Here is a 22,316-nt window from a genome sequence, read left to right on the forward strand (position 1 = left end):
CCGCCCTTTTTATGCATCAAGGATTACTCACCCTTGGCGGCTTTGAATGCTTCCATCATAGCATTGCTGAACACAACTTCTTCTTGTTGGTTCAGGCTATCGATAGCAACACGCTCATCAGCCTCGTCCTTAGCACGGACAGACAGGCTTACAGTGCGGTTCTTACGATCAACACCCATGAAACGAGCTTCAACTTCGTCACCAACAGACAACACCAGAGTGGCGTCTTCTACACGGTCACGAGCAGCGTCGGAGGCACGCAGGTAGCCTTCTACGCCGTCAGCCAGTTCGATAACGGCACCTTTGGCATCAACCTCGGTAACCTTACCCTTCACGATAGCACCTTTCTTGTTATCAGCCAGGTACTTGTTGAATGGGTCTTCTTCGATCTGCTTGACACCCAGGGAGATGCGCTCACGCTCCGGATCCACTTGCAGAACAACGGCTTCGATCTCGTCGCCTTTCTTGAATTCACGCACGGCTTCTTCGCCCTGGTTGTTCCAGGAGATGTCAGACAGGTGAACCAGGCCGTCGATGCCGCCATCCAGACCGATGAAGATACCGAAGTCAGTGATGGACTTGATCTTGCCAGAAACACGGTCGCCTTTAGCGTGAGTTTCGGCAAACAGCTGCCATGGGTTAGATTTGCACTGCTTCAGACCCAGGGAGATACGACGACGCTCTTCGTCGATGTCCAGAACCATCACGTCAACCACGTCGCCAACGTTAACAACTTTGGACGGGTGGATGTTCTTGTTGGTCCAATCCATCTCGGATACGTGTACCAGGCCTTCAACGCCTTCTTCGATTTCAACGAAGCAGCCGTAGTCGGTCAGGTTGGTCACGCGGCCAGACAGACGAGTGGTCTCCGGGTAACGCTTGGCGATAGCAACCCAGGGATCTTCGCCCAGCTGCTTCAGACCCAGGGATACACGGGTACGCTCGCGGTCAAACTTCAGAACCTTGACAGCAATCTCGTCGCCAACGTTGACGATTTCGGAAGGATGCTTAACGCGCTTCCACGCCATGTCAGTGATGTGCAGCAGGCCGTCAACACCGCCCAGATCTACGAATGCACCGTAGTCGGTCAGGTTCTTAACGATACCCTTAACTTCTTGACCTTCTTGCAGGTTAGCCAGCAGGCTTTCGCGCTCGGAGGTGTTCTCGGTCTCGATCACAGCACGACGGGAAACAACAACGTTGTTGCGCTTCTGGTCCAGCTTGATGACTTTGAACTCGAGTTCTTTGTTTTCCAGGTGAGCGGTGTCACGGATCGGACGCACGTCAACCAGAGAACCCGGCAGGAAGGCACGGATGCCATTCAGTTCAACGGTGAAACCACCCTTGACCTTGCCGTTGATGATACCGATAACGGTAGCTTGCTCTTCGTAAGCCTTCTCAAGCTGCAGCCAGGCTTCGTGGCGCTTGGCTTTTTCACGGGACAGCTTGGTTTCGCCGAAACCATCTTCGATAGAGTCCAGAGCTACGTCAACAGTGTCACCCACGCTGATTTCCAGCTCGCCCAGGGCGTTCTTGAATTCTTCAGCCGGGATGGCAGACTCGGATTTCAGACCGGCGTCAACCAGTACAAAACCATTTTCGATAGCAACGACAGTACCCTTGACGATGGAACCTTGACGGGTTTCAACGGAGTTCAGGGACTCTTCAAAGAGTTGAGCAAAAGATTCGATCATTGTTTATGTCACAAATGAAACATCCACTTGCAATCCGGCACAAGCGGGGCTGTTTTAAATAATCTGCGCCATCCATGGTGCAGACGACCGGATGTCAGCTTGCGCTGGCATCACCAAGTTGTTGCTCTGCATAGGCAAGTACTGTTGCCAGCACTTCCTCTATGCTCATGGCGGTAGAATCCACCACCAGAGCATCTTCTGCCGCTTTAAGGGGCGCTACGGCGCGATTTCTATCGCGGTCGTCACGTTCCCGAATCTCGGTTAAAAGACGCTCAAAGTTAACATCAAAGCCCTTATCTTGCAACTGCTTATAGCGGCGCTGGGCCCGTTCTTCAGCGCTGGCATCGAGGAAAATCTTCACTTCAGCTTCTGGAAAAACCACGGTGCCCATGTCTCGACCGTCGGCAATCAGACCCGGAGCTTGACGAAATGCCCGTTGACGACGTAGTAACGCTTCACGCACCCGGGGGAAAGCAGCGATTTTACTGGCGGCATTACCCACCTCTTCGGTACGAATGGTGCGTGACACATCCTCCCCTTCCAGGATCACCTTCACGGCATCGCCTTCCACCTGAAATTGGACATCCAGATTGGCGGCCAGCGGCACCAGGGAGGCTTCACTATCCAACGCCACGTCGTGATGCAGAGCGGCCAGGGATAACACCCGATAGATGGCGCCGGAATCCAGCAAGTGCCAACCCAGCTTTTCAGCAAGCAGCTGACACAAGGTGCCTTTACCTGCACCACTCGGGCCATCAATTGTCATTACGGGGGCCATCTGAGGCATAATTTCTCTCCTGCACTGTGTTGCTCCCATCCCGGAGGGGTGGGTTAATGGGCGCCGATTATACCCGAATGTGATGTGCCTGGCAGTCATCAATCGGCACAAAGACTGAAAAGCGCCACTTCGTGGCAGTCCAGTATCACGTTTGGAAATTTCAGTAAGCAATGCAGGGACTTGTTCTTATGGTTGTTCCCGACAAGGCACGTTAAACTGGCCCCCCTTTTTTGAGCAGTGAGTAGTAAGGAGCAACCTATGAGCAGCGTTACCCTCGTGGCCAAATCCAAATTGCCAACCCCCTGGGGCACCTTCACGCTGGTAGGTTTTCAGGAAACCGGCACAGGCAAGGATCACGCCGCACTGGTGATGGGCGACGTTACCGGCGATGACCCTGTGTTGGGTCGTATCCACTCTGAATGTCTGACCGGTGACGCCCTGTTCAGTCTGCGTTGCGACTGCGGATTCCAGTTGCAAGCCGCCATGGAAAATATTGCCAAGGCAGGCCGTGGTGTCTTGTTATATGTGCGTCAAGAGGGCCGTGGCATCGGCTTGCTCAACAAGATCCGCGCTTATCACCTGCAGGATCAGGGGGCCGACACGGTCGAGGCCAACGTGGCCCTCGGCTTTGCCGCCGATATGCGCGATTACACCATCTGCGCCGATATGCTCAAGCAGCTCGAGGTGAAATCCCTACGCTTGATGACCAACAACCCACGCAAGATGAAGGCGATGGAATCCTTCGGCATTCCAGTCGCCGAACGGGTACCGCTGCAGGAAGGGCGCAATCCCCACAACGAGTTCTATCTGTCGACCAAGGCCAACAAGCTGGATCACATGCTGAAGAAGTGAGACTGCATTGACGAATAGGAGATAGTCAAACGCCTCCCGTTGGGAGGCGTTTTTCTTATGACGACCGCACACAGACCAAGGCTATCGCTGTGGCACAGTCAGATTGGCCAGCAGTGCATCAAACTCTTCGCCAATGCGGGCGGCGCAGCATTGCTCGACCTGCGCTCGGGCCAATTGCGGCGCGAGACGTTCAATCAGTTCGTACAGATAGCCGCACAAAAAGGCCCCTCTGCGCAGACCGATAGCAGCCACGCCACCAGGTAGCCAGGGCACAGCTTTGAGCACCAGATCGCCATCGCGCTGGGGCTCCCAGGCAAAGGTTGCCATGACACCAATGCCCATCCCTTGTCTGACATAGGTCTTGAGCACATCGCTGTCACTCGCGCTACAGGCGATCCGGCTCTCGGCATGGGCGCAATCGGTGCCATGAGCGGCAGAGAGCGCCCTTCCATCGGTCACCAGCGCAAACTCGACCAGCTCGGCAGGGGTCAGCGATGTCGCTTTGGCCAACGGATGATCCTTTGGCAGCACCAAGCCCCGTTGCCACTGAAAACAGGGGAGCATCAGCAGATCGCTCCCCTCTTGCAGATCATCGGCAAGTAACAGATTGGCAACGCCATCAAGCACTGCTGTACGGCACTGCACCACACTCCCCTGCATCACAGTTACGGCAACTTTGGGAAAGCGGGTCATGAAGCCCTTGAGAATGGCAGGCAGAATATAGCGAGCCTGCAGATGAGTGGCCGCAATGGTGAGGGTTCCCTGCTCCGGATGCACATGTTGCTTGGCCATCACCTTGATGGTGGCGACCTTGTCCAGCACCTCGGCAGCCACTTTGATCACATCCCGACCGATGGGGGTGATCTGGGTCAGGTGTTTGCCGCTGCGCTCGAAGATCTGGATCCCCAGCTCATCCTCCAGCATCCGCACCTGTTTGCTGATCCCGGGTTGGGAGGTATAGAGACTCTCGGCGGTGGCCGACAGATTCAGCCTGTGGTTGGCTACCTCGACGATATAGCGCAATTGCTGCAGTTTCATGGTGTAGCCCTCAAGCGAACCCACCCTTAATAGTAACAAACTTTCAGCAATGGCCCGCCGCCATCAGGCTGGACGATCTTTGAGTAGAAAATCGCGCAAGGCACGATTGGCCATGGAGAGCGGATCGCCACGCCGCCATGCCACGCAAAGATCGAGGTAGATGGGCGGGTCGAAGGACACACCACTCAGATCCGGCTCCTCTTCCAGCACCATCCGCAAGAAAGTGGTCACCGCAAAACCTTGCCGCACCACCGCCTTGAGCAGAGGGATCAGATTGCTCTCAAAAGCGATGTCGGGCTCGACGCCAAGGCCCTGTGCCAGCGCCTCCATATGCTCCCGGTGGTAGAAACCACGGCGAAACAGCGCCAGCTCCTGAGCAAAAAACTGCGAGAGGGTCACGGCCGGTTCGCCGCGCAAGGGGTGATCTTCCCCCACCACCATCAGCATCTCTTCACTCAGCAGATGTGCCCCCTCGATGGCGGGCGGCAGATCACTGGTGATGAGAATGGCCAGATCGAGGGAGCCATCCACCATTCGGCTGAGTAACTCGCGGGTGCCGGCCTCTTCGACCCGGATCTTGAGGCCGGGGTAGCGATGCTTGAAGGCCATCAGGCGAGGGGGAAAATAGTAGGAGCCCATCATATAGGGGATCCCGATCCGCACCTCCCCCCGCTCCAACCCCTTGAGTTCGGCCATCTCGGCCTCGGCCTGATGCATCTGCAACAACAGGCGCTCGGCATGGCGACAGAGCACCTCCCCCTCCGGGGTCAGCCGCACCGCCCGGTCCTGCCGATCAAACAGCCGCAATTCGAGCTGCTGCTCCAGTTTAGCGATAGCCATGCTGATGGCCGGTTGTGCCACATGCAGACTGTTGGCAGCCTTGGTAAACGAGCCGGCATCCCGGACCGCCAGCAGATAGGTGAGCTGTTTCAGATCCATGTATCAATTCATCTTATGAGATAGATAACTTAAATATATTATATTTATAACAACAAGGGCTCTACCCTGACCAAAAGCAGTCAGGACAATACGCAATGATTGAAGTCGGAAGTCGCGAATGGATACGCGCAACCCTGGCCCTCAGCCTGGGATCTTTTCTGGTGTTTCTGAACCTCTACCAGACTCACCCCCTGTTACCCCTGATTGCCGAGGTCTTCTCGGTCAACGCCCTCTCGGCCAGCTGGACCCTGGCCGGATGCACCTCAGGCCTCGCCGCCTCCCTGCTGATCTGCGCCAGACTGGCGGATCGCCATGGCCGTCGACAGGTCATGCTGGGCACGCTGACCCTGGCGATCCTGCTCTCACTGCTGATCCCGCTGGTTGAACAGTTTGGCTCTCTGCTATTGCTGCGGATTGTACAGGGGGCGCTGCTGGCTGGGCTGCCAGCCACCGCCATCGCCTACATGGGGGAAGAGTTCAGCAAACGGGCACTGCTCTCGGCGGTGGGGGTCTATATTGCCGCCAACTCCCTCGGTGGTATTGCCGGTCGGGTGGTGGGCGGCCTGCTGGCGGGCTGGTTTGGCGACTGGCAGCACACCTTTCTGGGGATTGGTGTTATCAGTCTCTTGCTGCTGCCGTTGGTCTTTTGGCTACTGCCCCATCAGGCCCGCTTTGTAGCGAGCGCCCCTATTCGCGGCCAATTTGCCCGCGCCTTGCAGCAACACCTGACCAACCCGTTGCTGGTTGGGGCCTATCTGATTGGCGGCCTCAACTTCATGGTGTTTCTGAACCAGTTCAGCTACCTCACCTTCCTGCTGGCCAAGCCCCCCTTCTCCCTGCCTACCCAGTGGCTCGGCATGCTGTTTCTTACCTATCTCTCGGGGACGGTTGCCTCCTCCCTGAGCGGTCGCTTTGCCAACCGCTGGGGGGCACAACGTATGCTGCTAGTCGGGATCGCACTGATGGCGATCGGCACTCTGTGGCTGCTGCTGGGTAGTCTGCCCGGGATCCTGAGTGGCTTGCTTGTCTCCAGCTTCGGCTTTTTCCTGGCACACGCCTGCGCCAGTGCCTGGGTCGGTCAGCATGTCGAACACCACCGGGCCCTCGCCTCCTCCCTCTATCTGGTGGCCTACTATCTGGGGGCCAGTCTGGGGGGGCTTTACTTGCACCCGTTCTGGGAACAAGGCCAGCTTGGCGGATTGGTCATGGGGATTGAGCTGGTCCTCATCCTGACGGCGGGCTTGAGCCTCTGGCTAGGCCGCCTCAAGCAGCGAAACGAATCGCCGCTGCCAGCCCAGCAACCCCACCGGCACGGGTAACGGGATCAGCGCAAACAGGGTCACCCACGACCCGATAACCATCTCGTGGTCCAGCGCAGCCAGATAGCAAAACGCACAGCCAGATAGCAAAAGGGGTCACACTTGTGACCCCTTTTGCTGCGGACTTCAAGAGCCTGTCAGGCTCGCGCGATGCATTGTATGCACAATCAATCCTGCTCAAAATAATCCGCAGGCACCGCAACCACAGCGTCGGTCGCCACCTCTTCGGCGATCACCTCAGCCAGCGGGCGCAGGTGAAACTTGATCTGGCCGGATGGCAACATCAGGCCGATATCAGGATTGCGGGTATCTTGCATATTGCCGGTTTTGAACGGCAGCTCGGGATAGCGCGCCACAAGTGCAGGGAGCGAGGCAACCACCAGCTCGATATGCTCAAGCCCGACCTGATGGACGCGACCCGGTTTCGGCGCAGCCAGTTCGATACAGGGCACCTGCACCTCGCCAACCTGCACCGGCTGATGCAGCTGATAGGTGACGATGGGACGACCGCCGATCATCCCCTCCACCAGCAAGGTGCCCGCCTCGGCCAGTACAGCGCATAGCGCGCGATACTCCTGCAAGGTGGCCGCCCGATAACAGAGGTGATCGACCGTTGGCTGGGGAATAGTGACGCCACTGGCGGCCAGTTCGGCCAACAGCTGAGAAACAAATGGGGCCATTGGCCCCAGTGTGGAATCGAGTGAATGAGACATACTTACCATTTCTTCTTGGGTTGAAACAGGACATCGAGCTCGTCGGTTTCCTTATCCTTGATATTCTGCAGATCCTGCGCGCTGTTCTGTTGCTGTTGCTCATCAAGCGCCTTGAGACCCTGCCGCATATCCTCTTCTCGGGCGACCAGATACGGATCTTTGTCGCCGACATTGCTGATGGCAGCGAGTCCCTTGGTATAGAGTTGGCGACAGGTACCAAATTGGCCCTGGATCTGCGCATCCATCGCCCGCTTAATCAAATTGGAGATATTGATTTTGAGCTGCATCAGCTCGAGCCGGCGTTCCTCTTGGGCAAAACCCTGAGGATCTATTTTCCCCTTGTTGTGCTCTACCCGCAGCAGGGCACGCAACTTTTTGACCAGTTGCAGCATCTGGATCGCTTGGCGATCAGACTCAGGGGTTTTGAAATGCCCTTCATCATGAGGACTGTAGTTTTCCTGTACGTTCTTGATCTGAATTTGCACATCGGCAATGCGCTGTTTGATCTGGTTGTTGGGCGTTACCTGCGCAATCGCACGATAGGAGTCGAGGATCCGGTGTTGCAACAACAGCACCATATTCTTGGAAAAAGGCACCAAGTTGACGTTCAGCAGCACCTCTTCGGTCTCATCCGCCATTGTCTTGTGTTTGGCGATAGCATGGCGCTTTTCCGATTCTGCTTTCTGTTTATATTGCTGTACCACGTTATAGGCGATAACCAAAAACAGGAGTGCGCCGATAGACAGCAATACCAAAGTTAAAATCATAGGATGTCCAAACCCCTGTCCCAATCCAATTGCGTGATCCTACAACAGCTTACCCACTTAAGGTAGCCTGCAGATCCCCCCTTGCCCACGATTCCACTATTTGTCACCAGGCTATACCTCCGATCTCATCCCAAGGTAGGAAGCTCGGGCAGGCAATGATCATGGTGGCCACTTCCCCATAGTATCGCCCATCAGCGCCATTACTTGAGGTTATAGCCCCGCGATTGCAAAAAGCCCATCATGAAAGGGCGGGACTCTTTACTTAAAATTGTGCGGATCTGGCCACTCCAGGTCTGCTGCTTATTGTTGTTACTGCGCGCCTGATAGTAGTCCGCGATCTGCTGATCGTACCGGGCCAGCAGATCGCGATCCAGCTGCTGTTGATAGCGATCCTGATGCACCACCAGCGCCTTGGGCAGACGGGGTTTCTGCTCTGGTTGTTGATCCGGATGACCGAGACAGAGGCCAAACAGCGGGATCACCCGATGGGGCAAGCCGAGCAGCTCGCTCACCTCGGCCGGATTGTTGCGAATGCCGCCGATATAGACACCTCCCAGCCCCAGCGACTGCGCCGCCAGCAGGGCATTTTGTGCCATCAGGGCCCCGTCGATGGCACCGATCAGCAGTTGCTCCGCATAACCGGTCTGGGCCTCGGGCACAATCTGGCTGTGACGATGGTAATCGGCGCAGAACACCAGAAACTCGGCCGCCTGCACCACATAGGGTTGATTGCCAGCCAACATGGCCAGCTGCTGACGCACCTCGGGTTCGGTCACCCGCACAATGCTGGTCACCTGCATGAAGCTCGAGGTCGAGGCTGACTGAGCCGCGGCGAGAATGGCATCCAGCTGCTGCGGGGCGATCGGCTCGGCAGTGAACTGACGGATGGAGCGATGGGAAAGGATAAGATCGATGGTCTGATTCATGGCACCTCCAAAATGAGGTCACACCATAGCGAAAAAAACGAGAGAGCCCAAGGCTCCCTCGCATAACCCTGTTTAAGGGGCAGGATAAACGTAAGGGGCTTGCAACCCGAGCGGGAACCCCAGCGCCCAGTAAAGCAGCAGGAAAATGGTCCAGCTAACCAGGAAGGCCAGTGAGTAAGGCAGCATCATGGAGACCAAAGTACCGATCCCGGTGCTCTTCACATACTGCTGGCAATAGACCACCACCAGCGGAAAGAAGACCATCAGCGGCGTGATGATGTTGGAGGCAGAATCCCCCACCCGATAGGCCGCCTGGGTCAGCTCGGGGGAGATCCCCACCGCCATCAGCATGGGCACCAGGATCGGGCTGATCAGCGCCCATTTGGCCGATGCCGACCCTACCACCAGATTGACGGCTGCGGTAAGCAAGATCATCCCGACGATGGTGACCTGACCAGGCAGCGCCAGCGCATGGAGCACTTCGGCGCCGGAGAGGGCCAACAGGGTGCCAAGATTGGAGTCGCCAAACGCCTTGATAAAGAGCGCGCAGAAGAAGGCCATCACCATGTAGGAGCCCATCTTGTTCATGGTGGCCGACATGGCGTCGATCACATCCTTGCCACTCTTGAAGCTGCCTGCGACAAAGCCGTAGACAATCCCGGGCAGGATAAAGAGCAAGAAGATCAGCGGCACAATGGACTTCATCACAGGAGCGGCAAAGGTAGTCAGTGAACCATCGGCAGCACGCAGCGGTGAATCAGCCGGCGACAAGGCCATAGCCAGCAGCACGATGGCCGCCAGCATGGCAAACCCGGCCCAGTTGAACGCCCGGCTCTCTTGCGCGCTGTAGCGGCCCATCTCGTCGGCACTTTCCAGATCCTCGTTGAGCGCCACATGCTTGAGACGCGGCTCCACCACTTTCTCGGTGACAAACCAGCCGACGCAGATGATCAGCAGCGAAGAAGCACCGGTGAAGATGATGTTGCACAGGGTGTTGACCATGTACTCAGGGTCGAGGATCTGGGCGGCTGACTGGGTAAAGCCCTGCAGCAGCGCATCCCCGCCTGAGGGCAAAAAGTTGGCGGCAAAACCACCGGAGACACCTGCAAAGGCGGCGGCAATCCCCGCCAATGGGTGGCGCCCGGCCGCGTGGAAGATGATGCCGCCGATGGGGATCACCAGCACATAACCTGCATCTGCGGCGGTATGGCTGACGATCGCTACCAGGATCAGCATGGGTGTGAGAAAACGGGCAGGGGTCACTTTGAGCAGCTTTTTCAGGCCAGTGTTGATAAAACCGGACTGCTCGGCCACCCCGACCCCGAGCATGGCTACCAGCACGATCCCCAGCGGGGCAAAGCCGGTAAAGGTCGTGACCATGGTAGAGAGAAACTCGGCCAGACCGGCACCGGTCAGCAGGTTGTTGACCACTACTGCCTCCCCGGTACGGGGGTTGACCAGATCAAACTGGAATTGTGACAACACCCAGGAACCGACCCAGACGATCAGCAAGGCGTAGAGGAACAGCATGGCGGGGTCGGGTAATTTGTTCCCGGCTTTCTCGACGCCATTGAGGAAGCGGTTCAGCCAACCTTTGGGAGGGCTGGCCGGACGGTCATTGACAGCAGCATGACTCATTATTGCGATACTCCTTTCCCTAGAAACGAGGTCGCATGCTAGCAATTCCAGTCAATCCGTCTCATGACCGATCGCAAAAGAATGATTAATTTTGATTAAATATTGCGGAATAAAATCCCAAGTTGTGGCCTAACGCACACTTGTTACTCTGCCATCACGGCATCTAGCAGTGGATAACGCCCGACCTGGCACTCCACCACAAAACCGCTCGCCTCGACTTGCGCCACTGTAAGCGGCTTGCTGAACAGATATCCCTGGAACACATGGCACCCCTGGGTCTGCAGGGCGGCCAGCTCGTGAGGCTCCTCCACCCCTTCCGCCATGATCCCCAACCCCAGATTGGTAGCCATGGCCGCAGTCGCCCGGATCACCGGCAAGTTGAGACCGACCACGAAGGAGCGATCCAGCTTGATGTTATTGATCGGCAACCGGTTGAGATAGGCCAGCGAGGAGTAGCCGGTACCGAAATCGTCGATGGCAATCTTGATCCCCTGCTCGCTCAAATCGTCGAGAATGCCGAGGCACCCCTTCATATCGAGCATCAGCACGGTTTCGGTCAGCTCCAGCGTCAACAGGGAGGCATCCACCCCGTGCAGCTCCAGCTGCTGGCGAACTTGCCCGGGCAACGCCGACGATAGCTGGAAACCGGAGAGGTTGACGGAGACCTGCACCCGCTGATGGAAGCGCTTCTGCCAGCTGGCGACTTGTGCCAGCGCAGTGGAAAGCACCCAGCTGCCGATCTCGCGGATCAGCCCCATCTCTTCGGCAAGCGGGATAAATTCCACCGGCGAGACATGGCCGAGCACCGGGTTGTACCAGCGCAGCAGTGCCTCGTAACCGATCAGACGCCGTTTGGCGGCATCGACCTGCGGCTGGTAACAGAGGCTCAGCTCCTGACGGCCGATGGCCTTGGCCAGAAACTGTTTGAGATTGAGCTTGCGCTGCAGGGTCTGTTGCATGCTGGGGGTGAAACGCTGCCAGCGCAGCCGCCCCATCTGCTTGGCCTGATACATGGCCATGTCGGCACGGGTGATGAGGTTGTCCCCGTCATCCGCATCATCGGGATAGATGGCGATACCGATACTGCCGCCGATGGTCACCTCCGGCAGCCCGCTCAGCTGCAGCGGTTTGGTCATCTGGGAGAGCATCTGATCGGCCACCTCTTGTGCCCGATCCCCCTGATTGCCCAGCGGCACCAGTGCGGTGAACTCATCGCCACCGAGGCGAGCCAGCTCAACATCCCGCGGGCAGATCTGTTTGAGGCGACCGGCGACCCGCTCCAGCAGGCGATCTCCCGCCTTGTGGCCGTAGTTGTCGTTGACCAGCTTGAAGTTGTCCAAATCCATGAATACCAGCGCGAAACGCTCACCCAGGCCGCAATAGGCCTCAAGGGATTTCATCAAACCATAACGGTTGAGCAGACCGGTCAGGGAGTCGTGCCAGGCGAGGTGGCGATGCTCCAGCTCCTCGAGTTTGCGGTCGGTAATGTCCCGCATGGTGAGCAGAATGCGGGCTCCCTGCTGGATATAGCGGAACTGATACTGGAACCAGCGCATCCCCTTGAGGGTACGGCACTCCCCTTCCGTCACCACCTCATCAAGGCGAGAGAGCTTCTGGTAAAAACTGTCGTCATTGCCAGAGAAGATCTGGGAGAGTTTGGCGATCTGGTGACCAAAACACATCTCGAAGTGATAGTTGCCACTCTCGAACACACCGTGGCTATCGAACAGGCAGGCCAGGGTATCGCCGGTCGCCAGAGAGGACTCCTGATAGAGGGTATCGGAGTCGAGCACAGCCTCGGTCATCATCATCAGACGGCCAGCCAGCTGAATGCCGGAGAGGCGCAGATAAATCTGCTTCTTGACCCCCTTTGGGGAGAGGGTCCACCACTCGTTGTAACTGCGTCCCTGCTGGAAATCCCCCAGATAGCGCTGCAACAACAGATCGATGGCGGTGGCCATATCAGCCGAAAAATCGCGGGCACAGAGCTCCGCGAGGGACGAGGCCTCCCAGACGGGAAGAGCCGCACGATTTGCCCAGAAAATATGATGATGCTCGATGTCATACACCCAAATCGGGGTATGTAGCACATCCATGGTTTTCAGTAACCGTTCGTCAAGGGTATTCATCAGATCAAGGTCATTCCTGCTGGATGGTCACTGGCTAACCAAGAGAGAAATCTAGCAAACTGCCAGAGGTCGAATGCAAGGAGCAAACACCGCTCGACCACCATTTTTAATATGGCCAAGAGCAGACAACACGACTTCAAAAATCAGTAACAAAAAGGCATTTCCAGCAATAGAGCGAAGGGAAATGCCAGTTTTCACCGCTAATTCAAGTGCGTTACATTGTCAATTTTTAACTTTTTTCTCCATTAAAAACAAGCACTAAGAGATACTCAGTCGAGCCCTTTCAACTCGAATTGCTGTTTTGCTGCGGCGACTTTTTTATTAACAGTTTAATCAGCGACAAAAATAGTCGTCATTCCTTTCACAAAACATCCATTAATTAACCAAGTGGATGGAGAAACAGACAAAAACACACCCGTACGGACAATATTTATGCATTAATCATTATTCTGAAATACACCATATTCATTCTCCGGCAAAACAGGGGGAAAACGTGAATACGTGATCGTGATCTCATTTTTATCGGAGGCCGAGGCGGCGATCCCCCAGCACGCCACTACTGCCATACCAAAATGACAGCATCACACAACCGAGTCACATCCCCTTTGCCCACAGACTCTGCGGTTGACCATATCGCACTCAGCAAACGTAACGAGTGCCATATTACCACCTAGATGTAATCATTTAGTTAACGAGTCACGGCAAAAGTGGTATCAGCAGAAATCGAATCCAGATCAATTAAACGCTGAATTACGCTTGCCAACCCTGGACGCTCTTTTTATGGTTGCCCCCTTGTTACACCCAGAACAGCGTTTATGAAGCACATCGAAGAGTTCTACCTGTTCGTCAAGGTGGTGCAAGAGGGGGGATTCTCCCACGCTGCCGCCGCACTGGGCATGCCAACAGGCACCATCAGTCGACGCATATCCCAGCTGGAAGAGCAACTGGGTTGCTCCCTGCTACATCGTTCTACTCGCAAAATCCGGCTTACTGATGAGGGTCTCAGATACTACGAACGGATCTGCACGCCGCTCGCGCAAATCGAACAGGCCACCAGCGAGATCCAGGGCAAAGAAGCCGACATCACCGGGCTTATCCGGATAGCCGCGCCGATCGCGCTCTCCAACACCATCCTGATCGATATGCTGGCCGAATTCGGGCTGCACTATCCCGAGGTACAGTTCGATATCACCCAGACCAATGATCACCAGCACCTGTTCGACAATGATCGGGATCTGGTGTTCTTCAATGGTGAGCTGCCCCAATCGCTGCCCAATGCAATCTGTCTCGGTCATATCGAATACGGCCTGTTTGCCTCGCCGCTCTATCTGACCAAAAAAGGAACTCCATCCCACCCCAATCAGCTGGAAGAGCACGATCTCATCTACTGCTGGCCGCACCAACACTGGCAGTTGACCGACAAGGATGGCCAGAGTGTCTGCATCAAACGCACTGCCAAGCTGACCGTCAATCAAACTCAGGCTGCGGTGCGGGCGGCAAGGCGTCATCTGGGGATCGTCAATGCCCCCCTGCACTATTTGAACAGCTTCCTCCATGACGAGCAGCTGGTGCCGGTACTGACTGACTGGCAAACCGGCAATCGCCCCTTTTACATGTTGTGTTGCCAACACCAGTTTGCCCCGTTGCGTGTTAAGATGTTCGTTGAATTTGTTGAAAAATACTCAGCGCGCTATCGCAATCGGCAATGGGACAACCAATTTTCACAAGGTGATACCCTTACCCATTGCATCTGACCGTTAGCGGGCCACACTTATAGCAATCCTTGCCAACAGAGCCTGCCTAACGCCATGAATGTATTGATATGTGATGACTCCGGGTTCGCCCGCAAACAGCTGGCGCGGGCTCTCCCCGCCGACTGGAAAGTCGATTTGCACTACGCGGCCAATGGTCTCGAAGGGATCGAACAGGTACTGATGGGTCATGGCGATCTCATCTTCCTCGATCTGACCATGCCAGAGATGGATGGTTACGGCGTGCTGGAGACCCTCAAACGGGAGGGGCTACGCAACAAGGTGATCGTGGTCTCCGGCGACATCCAGCCGGAAGCCTATCAGCGGGTCATGGGGCTGGGGGCGCTCGATTTCATCAAGAAGCCTGCCGCCCCTGACACCCTGCTCGCCCTGCTCAAACAACATGGTTTCTGGAGCGCAGCCCCGAGCGGCCAGCCGAGCGCCACCGAGCAATTGCCCGGCGGCGTGATAGCCGATGCGGGCGTTATCATCACCCCGGAGATTCGTGACGTTTATCAGGAGCTGGCCAACGTCTCCATGGGTCAGGCGGCCGACTTGCTGGCTCGTCTACTCAACGCCTTCGTGGTGCTGCCCATCCCCAACGTCAACGTGCTGGAGGTCTCCGAACTGCACATGGCCCTCTCGGCGGCCGCGGATTCAGATACCCTCTCCGCCGTCTGTCAGGGGTTTATCGGGGCGGGGATCGCCGGCGAAGCGCTGATCCTGTTCCATGACTCCAGCTTCAAAGATTTGGCCAAGCTGATGAACCATCAGGGGACGCTGGATCGCACCGCCGAACTGGAACTGCTGATGGATACCGCCAACGTGCTGATCGGCGCCTTCCTGCGCGGCTACGCCAACCAGCTCGATACCCCCTTCAGTCAGGGGCATCCTGTGGTCCTTGGCCAGCACAGATCCATCAACGAACTGATCAACACCAACAAGAGTCGCTGGCGCCGTACGCTCGCCATCGAGATCAACTACCGGATCCAGGATTACGCGGTGCAGTGTGATCTGCTGCTGCTGTTTACCGAAGATTCCATCGCCACCATGAACAACAAAATCATGCACATGCTCTAGGAGTGACTATGGAAATCCGTGAATTTCATTGGCTGATGAACATAGTCCAGAACCTGGACGTAGGCTTGGTGGTGCTCGACAAGGAGTACAAGGTACAGGTGTGGAACGGCTTTATGGAGAGCCACAGCGGCCGACTGGCTGGCGAAGTGCGCGACGGCGTGCTGTTCGAGCTGTTCCCCGATGTGGACAAAGCTTGGTTCGAGCGCAAGGCCAACATGGTCTTCAAGCTCAACAACCGCGCCTTCAGCACCTGGGAGCAGAAACCCTACCTGCTGCGTTTCTCCAACTACCGCCCCATTACCGGCTCGGCCCCCCACATGTTCCAGAACCTGACTCTGGTGCCACTGGCCGATTTTGGTGGTCAGGTGACCCATATCGCGGTGATGATCTACGATGCCACCGATGAGGCCATGCTGATGAGCGGCCAGCGGCAGGCTTAAGCTTGCTGCAAACAACAGAGGGCGCCACGGCGCCCTCTGTTGTTTCGGTTTAAACCACTTTTGGTATAAACAGGCTTCTGCATTACCAAACGGTCTCAACGCGCACCGAGATACTCGGTGAAAGCGTCGATCACCTCTTCAATATCGTCATCGTTGATCTGCAAATGGGTCACTAACCGCAGCTCGCCGTAACCGGAGAAGAGGATCCCCCGCTCCTTCATAAAGGCCAGCAGAGGGGCGGATTCCCCCTCACACAGCCGCAGGAACACCATATTGCTCTGCACCAGCGAGAGATCAAGCTCGATGCCCGGCAGCGCCGCCAGCCCTTCGGCCAGCCGTTTGGCACGGCGGTGATCATCGGCCAGACGGGTCACATGCTGCTCGAGAGCAAACAGACCGGCTTGCGCCAGAATGCCCGCCTGACGCATGCCGCCCCCCAACATCTTGCGCAGACGGCGCGCACGGGCGATGAAGTCGTGACTGCCCACCAGCAGCGAACCAACCGGAGCCCCCAACCCTTTGGAGAGGCAAATCGAGATGCTGTCAAACGGCGCGGCGATCACCGCGACCGGGGTTTCGCTGGCCACGGCTGCGTTAAACAGCCGGGCACCATCGAGATGGAGCTTCAAGCCGCGTTCGGCAACGAATGCCCCCATCTCCTGCAGATAGGAGAGCGGCAGCACCTTGCCGTTGTGGGTATTCTCAAGGCAGATAAGGCGAGTCTGGACAAAGTGGGCATCATCAGGGGCCAGCGCCGCCTTGATATCATCGAATGCCAGCGTGCCGTCACGCTGCATCGGCAAGGGTTGCAAGGCCACGGAGCCCAGCACGGCACTCCCCTGCGCTTCATAGCGATAGATGTGAGCGGCGGATCCCAGTATGGCCCCCTCACCACGCTGACAGTGGCTCATCACCGCCAGCAGGTTGGACATGGTGCCGGACGGCACAAACAGCGCAGCCTGTTTACCCAGCAATCTGGCCCCATGGGCCTCCAGCGCGTTGACGCCCGGATCTTCACCATAGACATCGTCACCAACTTCGGCGTGGAGCATGGCCTGACGCATGGCATCAGTAGGCTGGGTGACAGTGTCACTTCGTAAATCGATATAGCGCATGAGATCCCTCCTGAAACAGGAGAGTGACGTTAGCCATGCGCCCCTCGCTTGGCAAGGGGCGCATGAGCAGAATGTGAAGCCAATAGGCGTCCGGGGAACCCGCAGGCGGGATTTACCAGGGCAGCGGCTGACCGTTGAGATCCAGTAGCTGGCCCGATTGAGTCAACGATAACCCCTTGATGAGATTGAGCAGTTTCGCCGCCACCAGAGCAGGATCCTGCAATTGATCCGCAGGCAACTCGCTCAGAAAGGGAGCGTTCATCGGGGAGTCCATCAAACCGGGCGCCACCGCCACCACCCCCGCCTGCGGGAAACGCTGCGCCCACTCAAGAGCCAGGGTTTTCACCCCCATATCGAGGGCCGCCTTGCTCATCCGGTAACTGTAACGCCCCCCCTCCTGATTGGCGGTAATGGAGCCCGCCAGATCGGAGATGGCGCAGAGCCATAGCGGATGGTCATTCCCCATCAACCGGCTGAAGCGGGCAGCCAGCGCCAGCGTTGGCCAAGCATTGGCCAGCAGGCTGTCGCATAGCCACTTGGGGTGCACCTCTTCGACCCGCCGTTCCGGCATAAAGCTGACATCGTGCAACACGCCGATGGTGTTGATGACCACAGTGGGAAGCGGATCGGTATCGTAGAGGGTAAACAGTGCATCGAACGAGATCGCATCGACCTCTTGCAGCGGGAAGAAGGCCCCCATCTCGATCCCTTTTGGATAGGTGCGCCCGGCCAGCAGGAAGGATTCCCCCCTTGCCATCAGCTCTCTTGCCAGCGCCGAGCCCAGCGCACCGCTTCCGAGGATCAAGTAGCTCATCGCCCATTCCATGGAGAGTTATCTTGCTTAGAGCGTATCAGAATAATCAACCGGCCGTGACACGACCAAAGGGTAATATGCCCCTCGTCACGCTTCCCCCAGATGGCGACCAAACTCCCGCGCCAGCGCCAGATCGAGAAAACCGTCCGCTTTCTTGTGGGTACGCAAAAACTGGTAATAGGCGAGCAGGGTGACCAGCGCCTCCTCATCGGGCAACCCTACCCCGGGTTGCTGCTCGCCCAGCAGTTGCTGCGCCGCCGCCAGCGCCTCCCTGTCTACCACTTCCGCCTGACGGTAGAGATAACCGCAGCCGGTTGCCAGCCACTCCAGCGAGCAGTTTGCCCCCATGGCGATCTGGTTGGCCCGCGCCAGGCCAGGCTCGGCCCCTTTCAAATATTTACGGATCAGCGCTTCACTGAGCCCCACCTTGCGGGCAAAGGCACTCACGCTCATCTCCCCGATCAGGCTCTGCAAGCGCTCGGCAAATCCTTCCATCTATCTCTCTCCCTATGCCTCTCTGGTCAGAACCAAAGTTCGAATCATGCCACTGCCCATTATTGCTTTGCCAGCCACATGAGGCCAAGATGCCCGCAGTCATCTATGTTGCACATCGTTTTCGCATCTCGTTTGTCAAGGAGTCAACCATGTCTGTATCCCGTGTCGCCCTGCACCCGCAAGGCCCCACCTTCTCTCGCCTCATCATGGGTTACTGGCGCCTGATGGAGTGGCAGCTCTCCCCGGCCGCCCTGCTCGATCTGATGAAATATCATCTGGATCTGGGGGTCACCACCATAGATCACGCCGATATCTACGGCGGCTATCAGTGCGAAGAGGCCTTTGGTCACGCCCTGCGCCTCGAACCCTCACTGCGCGAGCGGATGGAGATCGTCAGCAAGTGCGGCATCGCCCTCACCGCCAAGCCGGAGCATGCCCTCAACCACTACAACACCGGCAAGGGCCATATCATCGCCAGTGCCGAGGCCTCGCTGCGCAAGCTCGGCACCGACCATCTGGACCTGCTGCTGATCCACCGCCCGGATCCCCTGATGAACGCCGATGAAGTGGCCGACGCCTTCATCACCCTGCAACAGGCGGGCAAGATCAAGCACGCCGGGGTATCCAACTTCACCGCCCGTCAGTTCGAGCTGCTGCAATCACGCCTCCCCTTCCCGCTGGTCACCAACCAGCTGGAGATCTCGCCGCTCCATCAGGAAGGAACCCTCGATGGCACTCTGGATCAGTGCCAGCAGCTTGGCATCAAGCCGATGGCCTGGTCATGTCTCGGCGGCGGCCGACTATTCAGCGATGACGCCTACGGGCCGCTGCGCGCCGAACTGGAGCAGATCCGCCACGAAGTGGGTGCCCAGACTATCGAGCAGGTGGTCTACGCCTGGGTGATGATGCTGCCAAGCCAGCCGCTGCCATTGATTGGATCCGGCAAGCGGGAGCGGATTGCTGCCGCCGTGGCTGCCGAATCCATCGAGCTCAACCGCCAGCAGTGGTTCCGCATCCGCAAGGCGGCGCTCGGTTACGACGTTCCCTGATAACAGCAAAACATCCAGAAACAAAAACGGCATGGGGGAAACCCATGCCGTTTTTCATTGCCGAGGCACCTTAGCGGTGGCGCTGTTGCGGGCGACCACGGGGAGCATCTGTCTTCGGTTTGGCCTGGTTGACGGTGATGGTACGGCCACCGACTTCCGTGCCATGCAGACCAGCGATGGCCTTTTCGGCATCACCATTGACCGGCATTTCAATAAAACCAAACCCCTTTGACTGGCCGGTATCGCGGTCGATGATGATATCAACCTTGTCGACCTGTCCAAACTGGCTGAACAGGGTTTTCAGTTCGTCGGCCGTCATCCGGTACGACAGATTTCCTACGTAAATCTTCATGCCATCCACTCTCGATTCAAGGTGCCTTCTCTATGCAATTCCCGGCATAACGGTAAGGGCACAACCCCTCTGCCGGACCTGCCATGGCGTCATGCCGTGGCCCTCACTGCACTGTCTTCAAGTGATTGATCTCTTGGGTTAACAGTGCAGACAAGATCAATTCGAGTCACTGGCAGTATCTGAGCTTTGCCGGGAATTGTCGAGAAAATAGTCGATTCAGGCCGATTGCAGATCTGACAATCGCCGCGCCAGCATCCGACGACCGTGCCAGGCTCGTTTAAAGCCGAAGCGATAGACCGACGGGCTCACCAGATGCAGCTCCCCCGCCTTGAGATCCAGCAAGGCCATGGCCGCCGCCAGCTCCTCTTCACTCAACTGCAGATCAAGGCTGAAGTCGAGCCACTGGCCGTCGTGGCCCACTCGCCGCTCCCGCTCGAGCGCCACCAGCTGGCTGCGCGGCAGTGCCAGCGCCTCATCCTTGTTGCCATTGAGCAGATAGATATGCTGTTCATCCCAGCCCAGCTCCGCCAGTCGCCAGGGCTGCCAGCTGCGGGGCAGCGATACCATGATCCCGGTGATGCCACCAAACACCACGCCCACCCAGTTGAGCAGCCCCATGGCGCCCCAGCCATCCCACAAGGAGGCCGCCACCACGCCCCAACTCACCAGCAACAGCAGAAAAATGACGCAGCGATAGCGCACCGCTGGCGGCATTAACAGCTGCACCTGCGAACCGGCAAGCAAGGATGTAATACGCATGAAAAGCTCCTGTCATCACTAAATGGCGCCATTGTGAATAGGCATCAGGATACTGACAAGGGGGTTTTCTTTGTCATCCCCCTATAAAATCAATACCATGGCGTAAATGATTCTCAGTGGAACCCGCTTCTTGACCAGCTCGCAACCCTGTGTGCGCTTTTGTGGCGTCGACAAATTCTATGGCGACTTTCAGGCTCTTCATCACATCGATCTCACCATTGAACGGGGAGAGAAGTGGGTTATCTGTGGCCCGTCAGGCTCGGGTAAATCGACGCTGATCCGCACCATCAACGGGCTGGAGGGGATCGACGGCGGCCAGCTGTGCCTGTTTGGCGAGCCGGTGACCCCCGCCTACCTGCGCCGCCTGCAAGGTCGGGTGGGCATGGTGTTTCAGCAGTTCAACCTCTTCCCCCATATGACGGTGCTGGAGAACCTGATGGTGGCGCCGGTGCATACCCTGGGGTTGCGACCCCAGGAGGCCAGGGCCCGGGCGCTCGGACTGCTCGAGCGGGTGCGCATTCAGGCACAGGCCGACAAGTACCCCCACCAGCTCTCCGGCGGTCAGCAGCAGCGGGTCGCCATCGCCCGCTCCCTCTGCATGCAACCCGAGCTGATGCTGTTTGACGAGCCCACCTCTGCTCTCGATCCCGAGATGATCCGCGAAGTGCTCGATGTGATCCGCGAGCTGGCTGACGAGGGAATGACCCTGATCTGCGTCACCCACGAGATGGGCTTTGCCCGTCAGGTGGCAGATCGAGTGCTCTTTATGGACGAAGGCAAGATCATTGAATCGGCCCCGCCCGCCCAGCTGTTCAGCGCACCGCAACACCCGCGCACCCAAGCCTTCCTCGAACAGGTGCTCAGCTATCATGGCTAGGCTCAAACGCCCCCACCTACTCGGCTGGCTGTCAGGCACTGTGGTGCTCTCTGCACTGCTCGGCTGGGCGCTGTATAGCGGTGCTCGCCAGATGGGCTATGAGTGGCAGTGGCCGCGAGTGCTACCTTTTCTCGGCGAGTGGGACGAGGGAACCTTTTATGCCGGCCCCCTGCTAAACGGCCTGCTGGTCACCCTGCAGGTGGCACTGCTCAGTCTGTTGGGCACTCTGGCGGTCGGGGTGTGCGTGGTCAGCCTGCGGCTGCTCCCCTCCCGGCTCGGTCCCTGGCTCGCCATCACCTATCTGGCGCTGGTGCGCACCACGCCCCAGCTGGTGCAGCTCTACATTCTCTATTTTTTGCTGGGCCCCATGCTGGGATTGGCCCCCCTTGCCTGCGCCGTGTTGAGCCTCTCCCTCTATCAGGGAGCCTTCACCGCCGAAGTGTTGCGCGCAGGGCTGCAGGCCATTCCCAAAGGGCAGTGGGAGGCAGCCCACTCCCTTGGCTTGTCGCGGGCTATCACCCTGCGCAAGGTGATCCTGCCCCAACTGGTGCGCATTACCTTGCCGCCGCTCACCAACGAGCTGGTGTCGCTTATCAAACACTCGGCGCTGGTGAGTGTGATCGCCATCTTCGATCTGACCAACGAAGGGCGTACTCTGGTTGCCGATACGTTTCTGACCTTTGAGGTGTGGTTTACCGTGGCCGCCCTCTATTTGCTGTTAACCCTGACGCTGTCCGCCTGTTCACGGGCGCTGGCACGTCACCTGAATCCGGACCAACAAGGACGCTAAC

22 protein-coding genes are annotated in these 22,316 nt (G+C 57.5%); 8 read left to right on the top strand and 14 right to left on the bottom strand.

Features of this window, described 5'->3' with window-relative positions; translation table 11 throughout:
* Window positions 1-23: 23 nt before the first annotated feature.
* Entirely contained in the window at window positions 24-1,694 is a 1,671-nt protein-coding gene (gene rpsA, locus BN4575_RS09005) for a 30S ribosomal protein S1 (RefSeq protein ID WP_042019129.1), read from the bottom strand.
* Window positions 1,695-1,788: 94 nt separating this feature from the next.
* Window positions 1,789-2,481: a (d)CMP kinase gene (gene cmk / locus BN4575_RS09010; protein WP_042019128.1), complete on the bottom strand. Its 693-nt coding sequence runs from the start codon at window positions 2,479-2,481 to the stop codon at window positions 1,789-1,791.
* A gap of 249 nt (window positions 2,482-2,730) precedes the next feature.
* Between cmk and ribA the strand changes: the two genes are divergently transcribed.
* The gene (ribA, locus tag BN4575_RS09015) at window positions 2,731-3,324 is read left to right on the top strand and encodes a GTP cyclohydrolase II (protein WP_042019127.1); all 594 of its coding nucleotides are present in this window, start codon (window positions 2,731-2,733) and stop codon (window positions 3,322-3,324) included.
* Window positions 3,325-3,405: 81 nt separating this feature from the next.
* Here the strand turns inward: ribA and BN4575_RS09020 are convergent, their stop codons facing one another.
* Complete coding sequence (locus BN4575_RS09020; protein ID WP_068977933.1) at window positions 3,406-4,362, bottom strand: LysR substrate-binding domain-containing protein; 957 nt, start codon at window positions 4,360-4,362, stop codon at window positions 3,406-3,408.
* A 63-nt stretch (window positions 4,363-4,425) separates the two neighbouring features.
* Window positions 4,426-5,301 carry a LysR family transcriptional regulator gene (locus BN4575_RS09025; protein ID WP_068977934.1) on the bottom strand — a complete coding sequence of 292 codons (876 nt, stop codon included), beginning with the start codon at window positions 5,299-5,301 and terminating at the stop codon, window positions 4,426-4,428.
* Window positions 5,302-5,396: 95 nt separating this feature from the next.
* On the opposite strand from BN4575_RS09025, the gene BN4575_RS09030 reads away from it, so the two are divergent.
* Window positions 5,397-6,620: an MFS transporter gene (locus BN4575_RS09030; RefSeq protein WP_068977935.1), complete on the top strand. Its 1,224-nt coding sequence runs from the start codon at window positions 5,397-5,399 to the stop codon at window positions 6,618-6,620.
* Window positions 6,621-6,787: 167 nt separating this feature from the next.
* Here the strand turns inward: BN4575_RS09030 and BN4575_RS09035 are convergent, their stop codons facing one another.
* The 5 genes from BN4575_RS09035 to BN4575_RS09055 form a co-directional block, all read right to left on the bottom strand.
* Window positions 6,788-7,342, bottom strand: coding sequence for a VOC family protein (locus BN4575_RS09035; RefSeq protein ID WP_068977936.1), 555 nt, complete (start codon window positions 7,340-7,342; stop codon window positions 6,788-6,790).
* Complete coding sequence (locus tag BN4575_RS09040; RefSeq protein ID WP_068977937.1) at window positions 7,336-8,100, bottom strand: DNA repair protein; 765 nt, start codon at window positions 8,098-8,100, stop codon at window positions 7,336-7,338. The genes BN4575_RS09035 and BN4575_RS09040 overlap by 7 nt, the downstream gene beginning before the upstream one ends.
* A 200-nt stretch (window positions 8,101-8,300) precedes the next feature.
* Entirely contained in the window at window positions 8,301-9,026 is a 726-nt protein-coding gene (nfsA, locus tag BN4575_RS09045; RefSeq protein WP_068977938.1) for an oxygen-insensitive NADPH nitroreductase, read from the bottom strand.
* A gap of 72 nt (window positions 9,027-9,098) precedes the next feature.
* Window positions 9,099-10,664, bottom strand: a complete 1,566-nt coding sequence (locus BN4575_RS09050) for an AbgT family transporter (protein ID WP_068977939.1) — start codon at window positions 10,662-10,664, stop codon at window positions 9,099-9,101.
* A 143-nt stretch (window positions 10,665-10,807) separates the two neighbouring features.
* Window positions 10,808-12,760 (bottom strand): putative bifunctional diguanylate cyclase/phosphodiesterase, encoded by a 1,953-nt coding sequence (locus BN4575_RS09055; protein WP_068977972.1) that lies wholly within the window; start codon window positions 12,758-12,760, stop codon window positions 10,808-10,810.
* An 848-nt stretch (window positions 12,761-13,608) separates the two neighbouring features.
* On the opposite strand from BN4575_RS09055, the gene BN4575_RS09060 reads away from it, so the two are divergent.
* From BN4575_RS09060 to BN4575_RS09070, 3 genes are read left to right on the top strand one after another with little or no spacing between them, the layout of a single operon-like run.
* Entirely contained in the window at window positions 13,609-14,547 is a 939-nt protein-coding gene (locus BN4575_RS09060; protein ID WP_068977940.1) for a LysR family transcriptional regulator, read from the top strand.
* Between the two features lie 54 nt (window positions 14,548-14,601).
* Window positions 14,602-15,624: a response regulator gene (locus BN4575_RS09065; protein ID WP_068977941.1), complete on the top strand. Its 1,023-nt coding sequence runs from the start codon at window positions 14,602-14,604 to the stop codon at window positions 15,622-15,624.
* Window positions 15,625-15,632: 8 nt separating this feature from the next.
* On the top strand, window positions 15,633-16,064 hold the full coding sequence (locus tag BN4575_RS09070; RefSeq protein ID WP_033137631.1) for a PAS domain-containing protein: 432 nt from the start codon (window positions 15,633-15,635) through the stop codon (window positions 16,062-16,064).
* 95 nt (window positions 16,065-16,159) lie between these two features.
* Here the strand turns inward: BN4575_RS09070 and ltaE are convergent, their stop codons facing one another.
* The 3 genes from ltaE to BN4575_RS09085 all read right to left on the bottom strand — a co-directional run bounded on the left by ltaE (window position 16,160) and on the right by BN4575_RS09085 (window position 18,488).
* Complete coding sequence (gene ltaE / locus BN4575_RS09075; protein WP_068977942.1) at window positions 16,160-17,179, bottom strand: low-specificity L-threonine aldolase; 1,020 nt, start codon at window positions 17,177-17,179, stop codon at window positions 16,160-16,162.
* Window positions 17,180-17,291: 112 nt separating this feature from the next.
* The gene (locus BN4575_RS09080) at window positions 17,292-17,993 is read right to left on the bottom strand and encodes an SDR family oxidoreductase (protein ID WP_068977943.1); all 702 of its coding nucleotides are present in this window, start codon (window positions 17,991-17,993) and stop codon (window positions 17,292-17,294) included.
* 87 nt (window positions 17,994-18,080) lie between these two features.
* Entirely contained in the window at window positions 18,081-18,488 is a 408-nt protein-coding gene (locus BN4575_RS09085) for a helix-turn-helix domain-containing protein (protein WP_033137628.1), read from the bottom strand.
* Window positions 18,489-18,637: 149 nt separating this feature from the next.
* Between BN4575_RS09085 and BN4575_RS09090 the strand changes: the two genes are divergently transcribed.
* Complete coding sequence (locus tag BN4575_RS09090) at window positions 18,638-19,537, top strand: aldo/keto reductase (RefSeq protein WP_068977973.1); 900 nt, start codon at window positions 18,638-18,640, stop codon at window positions 19,535-19,537.
* Window positions 19,538-19,607: 70 nt separating this feature from the next.
* Here the strand turns inward: BN4575_RS09090 and BN4575_RS09095 are convergent, their stop codons facing one another.
* Together BN4575_RS09095 and BN4575_RS09100 are read right to left on the bottom strand one after the other, a co-directional pair.
* Window positions 19,608-19,889 (bottom strand): RNA recognition motif domain-containing protein, encoded by a 282-nt coding sequence (locus tag BN4575_RS09095; RefSeq protein ID WP_005337180.1) that lies wholly within the window; start codon window positions 19,887-19,889, stop codon window positions 19,608-19,610.
* Window positions 19,890-20,105: 216 nt separating this feature from the next.
* Window positions 20,106-20,648: a hypothetical protein gene (locus tag BN4575_RS09100; protein ID WP_068977944.1), complete on the bottom strand. Its 543-nt coding sequence runs from the start codon at window positions 20,646-20,648 to the stop codon at window positions 20,106-20,108.
* A 106-nt stretch (window positions 20,649-20,754) separates the two neighbouring features.
* Here BN4575_RS09100 and BN4575_RS09105 point away from each other — a divergent pair, with 106 nt between their 5' ends.
* Both BN4575_RS09105 and BN4575_RS09110 read left to right on the top strand, forming a co-directional pair.
* Window positions 20,755-21,525 carry an amino acid ABC transporter ATP-binding protein gene (locus BN4575_RS09105; protein ID WP_068977945.1) on the top strand — a complete coding sequence of 257 codons (771 nt, stop codon included), beginning with the start codon at window positions 20,755-20,757 and terminating at the stop codon, window positions 21,523-21,525.
* Window positions 21,518-22,315 (top strand): amino acid ABC transporter permease, encoded by a 798-nt coding sequence (locus BN4575_RS09110; protein ID WP_068977946.1) that lies wholly within the window; start codon window positions 21,518-21,520, stop codon window positions 22,313-22,315. Before BN4575_RS09105 ends, BN4575_RS09110 begins: the two co-directional genes overlap by 8 nt.
* Window position 22,316 lies beyond the last annotated feature (1 nt).

The organism is Aeromonas sp. EERV15 (assembly GCF_900079845.1).
In the GTDB taxonomy this organism is placed as follows: Bacteria; Pseudomonadota; Gammaproteobacteria; order Enterobacterales; family Aeromonadaceae; genus Aeromonas; species Aeromonas sobria.

Bases quoted from the DNA above. Each gene is read 5' to 3' on its own strand.
- BN4575_RS09050 (WP_068977939.1), bottom strand. From the start codon at position 10,664: ATGAGTCATGCTGCTGTCAATGACCGTCCGGCCAGCCCTCCCAAAGGT.
- BN4575_RS09060 (WP_068977940.1), top strand. From the start codon at position 13,609: ATGAAGCACATCGAAGAGTTCTACCTGTTCGTCAAGGTGGTGCAAGAG.
- BN4575_RS09095 (WP_005337180.1), bottom strand. From the start codon at position 19,889: ATGAAGATTTACGTAGGAAATCTGTCGTACCGGATGACGGCCGACGAA.
- BN4575_RS09065 (WP_068977941.1), top strand. From the start codon at position 14,602: ATGAATGTATTGATATGTGATGACTCCGGGTTCGCCCGCAAACAGCTG.
- ltaE (WP_068977942.1), bottom strand. From the start codon at position 17,179: ATGCGCTATATCGATTTACGAAGTGACACTGTCACCCAGCCTACTGAT.
- BN4575_RS09110 (WP_068977946.1), top strand. From the start codon at position 21,518: ATGGCTAGGCTCAAACGCCCCCACCTACTCGGCTGGCTGTCAGGCACT.
- BN4575_RS09090 (WP_068977973.1), top strand. From the start codon at position 18,638: ATGTCTGTATCCCGTGTCGCCCTGCACCCGCAAGGCCCCACCTTCTCT.
- BN4575_RS09025 (WP_068977934.1), bottom strand. From the start codon at position 5,301: ATGGATCTGAAACAGCTCACCTATCTGCTGGCGGTCCGGGATGCCGGC.
- BN4575_RS09085 (WP_033137628.1), bottom strand. From the start codon at position 18,488: ATGGAAGGATTTGCCGAGCGCTTGCAGAGCCTGATCGGGGAGATGAGC.
- rpsA (WP_042019129.1), bottom strand. From the start codon at position 1,694: ATGATCGAATCTTTTGCTCAACTCTTTGAAGAGTCCCTGAACTCCGTT.
- ribA (WP_042019127.1), top strand. From the start codon at position 2,731: ATGAGCAGCGTTACCCTCGTGGCCAAATCCAAATTGCCAACCCCCTGG.
- BN4575_RS09040 (WP_068977937.1), bottom strand. From the start codon at position 8,100: ATGATTTTAACTTTGGTATTGCTGTCTATCGGCGCACTCCTGTTTTTG.
- cmk (WP_042019128.1), bottom strand. From the start codon at position 2,481: ATGCCTCAGATGGCCCCCGTAATGACAATTGATGGCCCGAGTGGTGCA.
- BN4575_RS09100 (WP_068977944.1), bottom strand. From the start codon at position 20,648: ATGCGTATTACATCCTTGCTTGCCGGTTCGCAGGTGCAGCTGTTAATG.
- BN4575_RS09070 (WP_033137631.1), top strand. From the start codon at position 15,633: ATGGAAATCCGTGAATTTCATTGGCTGATGAACATAGTCCAGAACCTG.
- nfsA (WP_068977938.1), bottom strand. From the start codon at position 9,026: ATGAATCAGACCATCGATCTTATCCTTTCCCATCGCTCCATCCGTCAG.
- BN4575_RS09080 (WP_068977943.1), bottom strand. From the start codon at position 17,993: ATGAGCTACTTGATCCTCGGAAGCGGTGCGCTGGGCTCGGCGCTGGCA.
- BN4575_RS09020 (WP_068977933.1), bottom strand. From the start codon at position 4,362: ATGAAACTGCAGCAATTGCGCTATATCGTCGAGGTAGCCAACCACAGG.
- BN4575_RS09030 (WP_068977935.1), top strand. From the start codon at position 5,397: ATGATTGAAGTCGGAAGTCGCGAATGGATACGCGCAACCCTGGCCCTC.
- BN4575_RS09035 (WP_068977936.1), bottom strand. From the start codon at position 7,342: ATGGTAAGTATGTCTCATTCACTCGATTCCACACTGGGGCCAATGGCC.
- BN4575_RS09055 (WP_068977972.1), bottom strand. From the start codon at position 12,760: ATGGATGTGCTACATACCCCGATTTGGGTGTATGACATCGAGCATCAT.
- BN4575_RS09105 (WP_068977945.1), top strand. From the start codon at position 20,755: ATGATTCTCAGTGGAACCCGCTTCTTGACCAGCTCGCAACCCTGTGTG.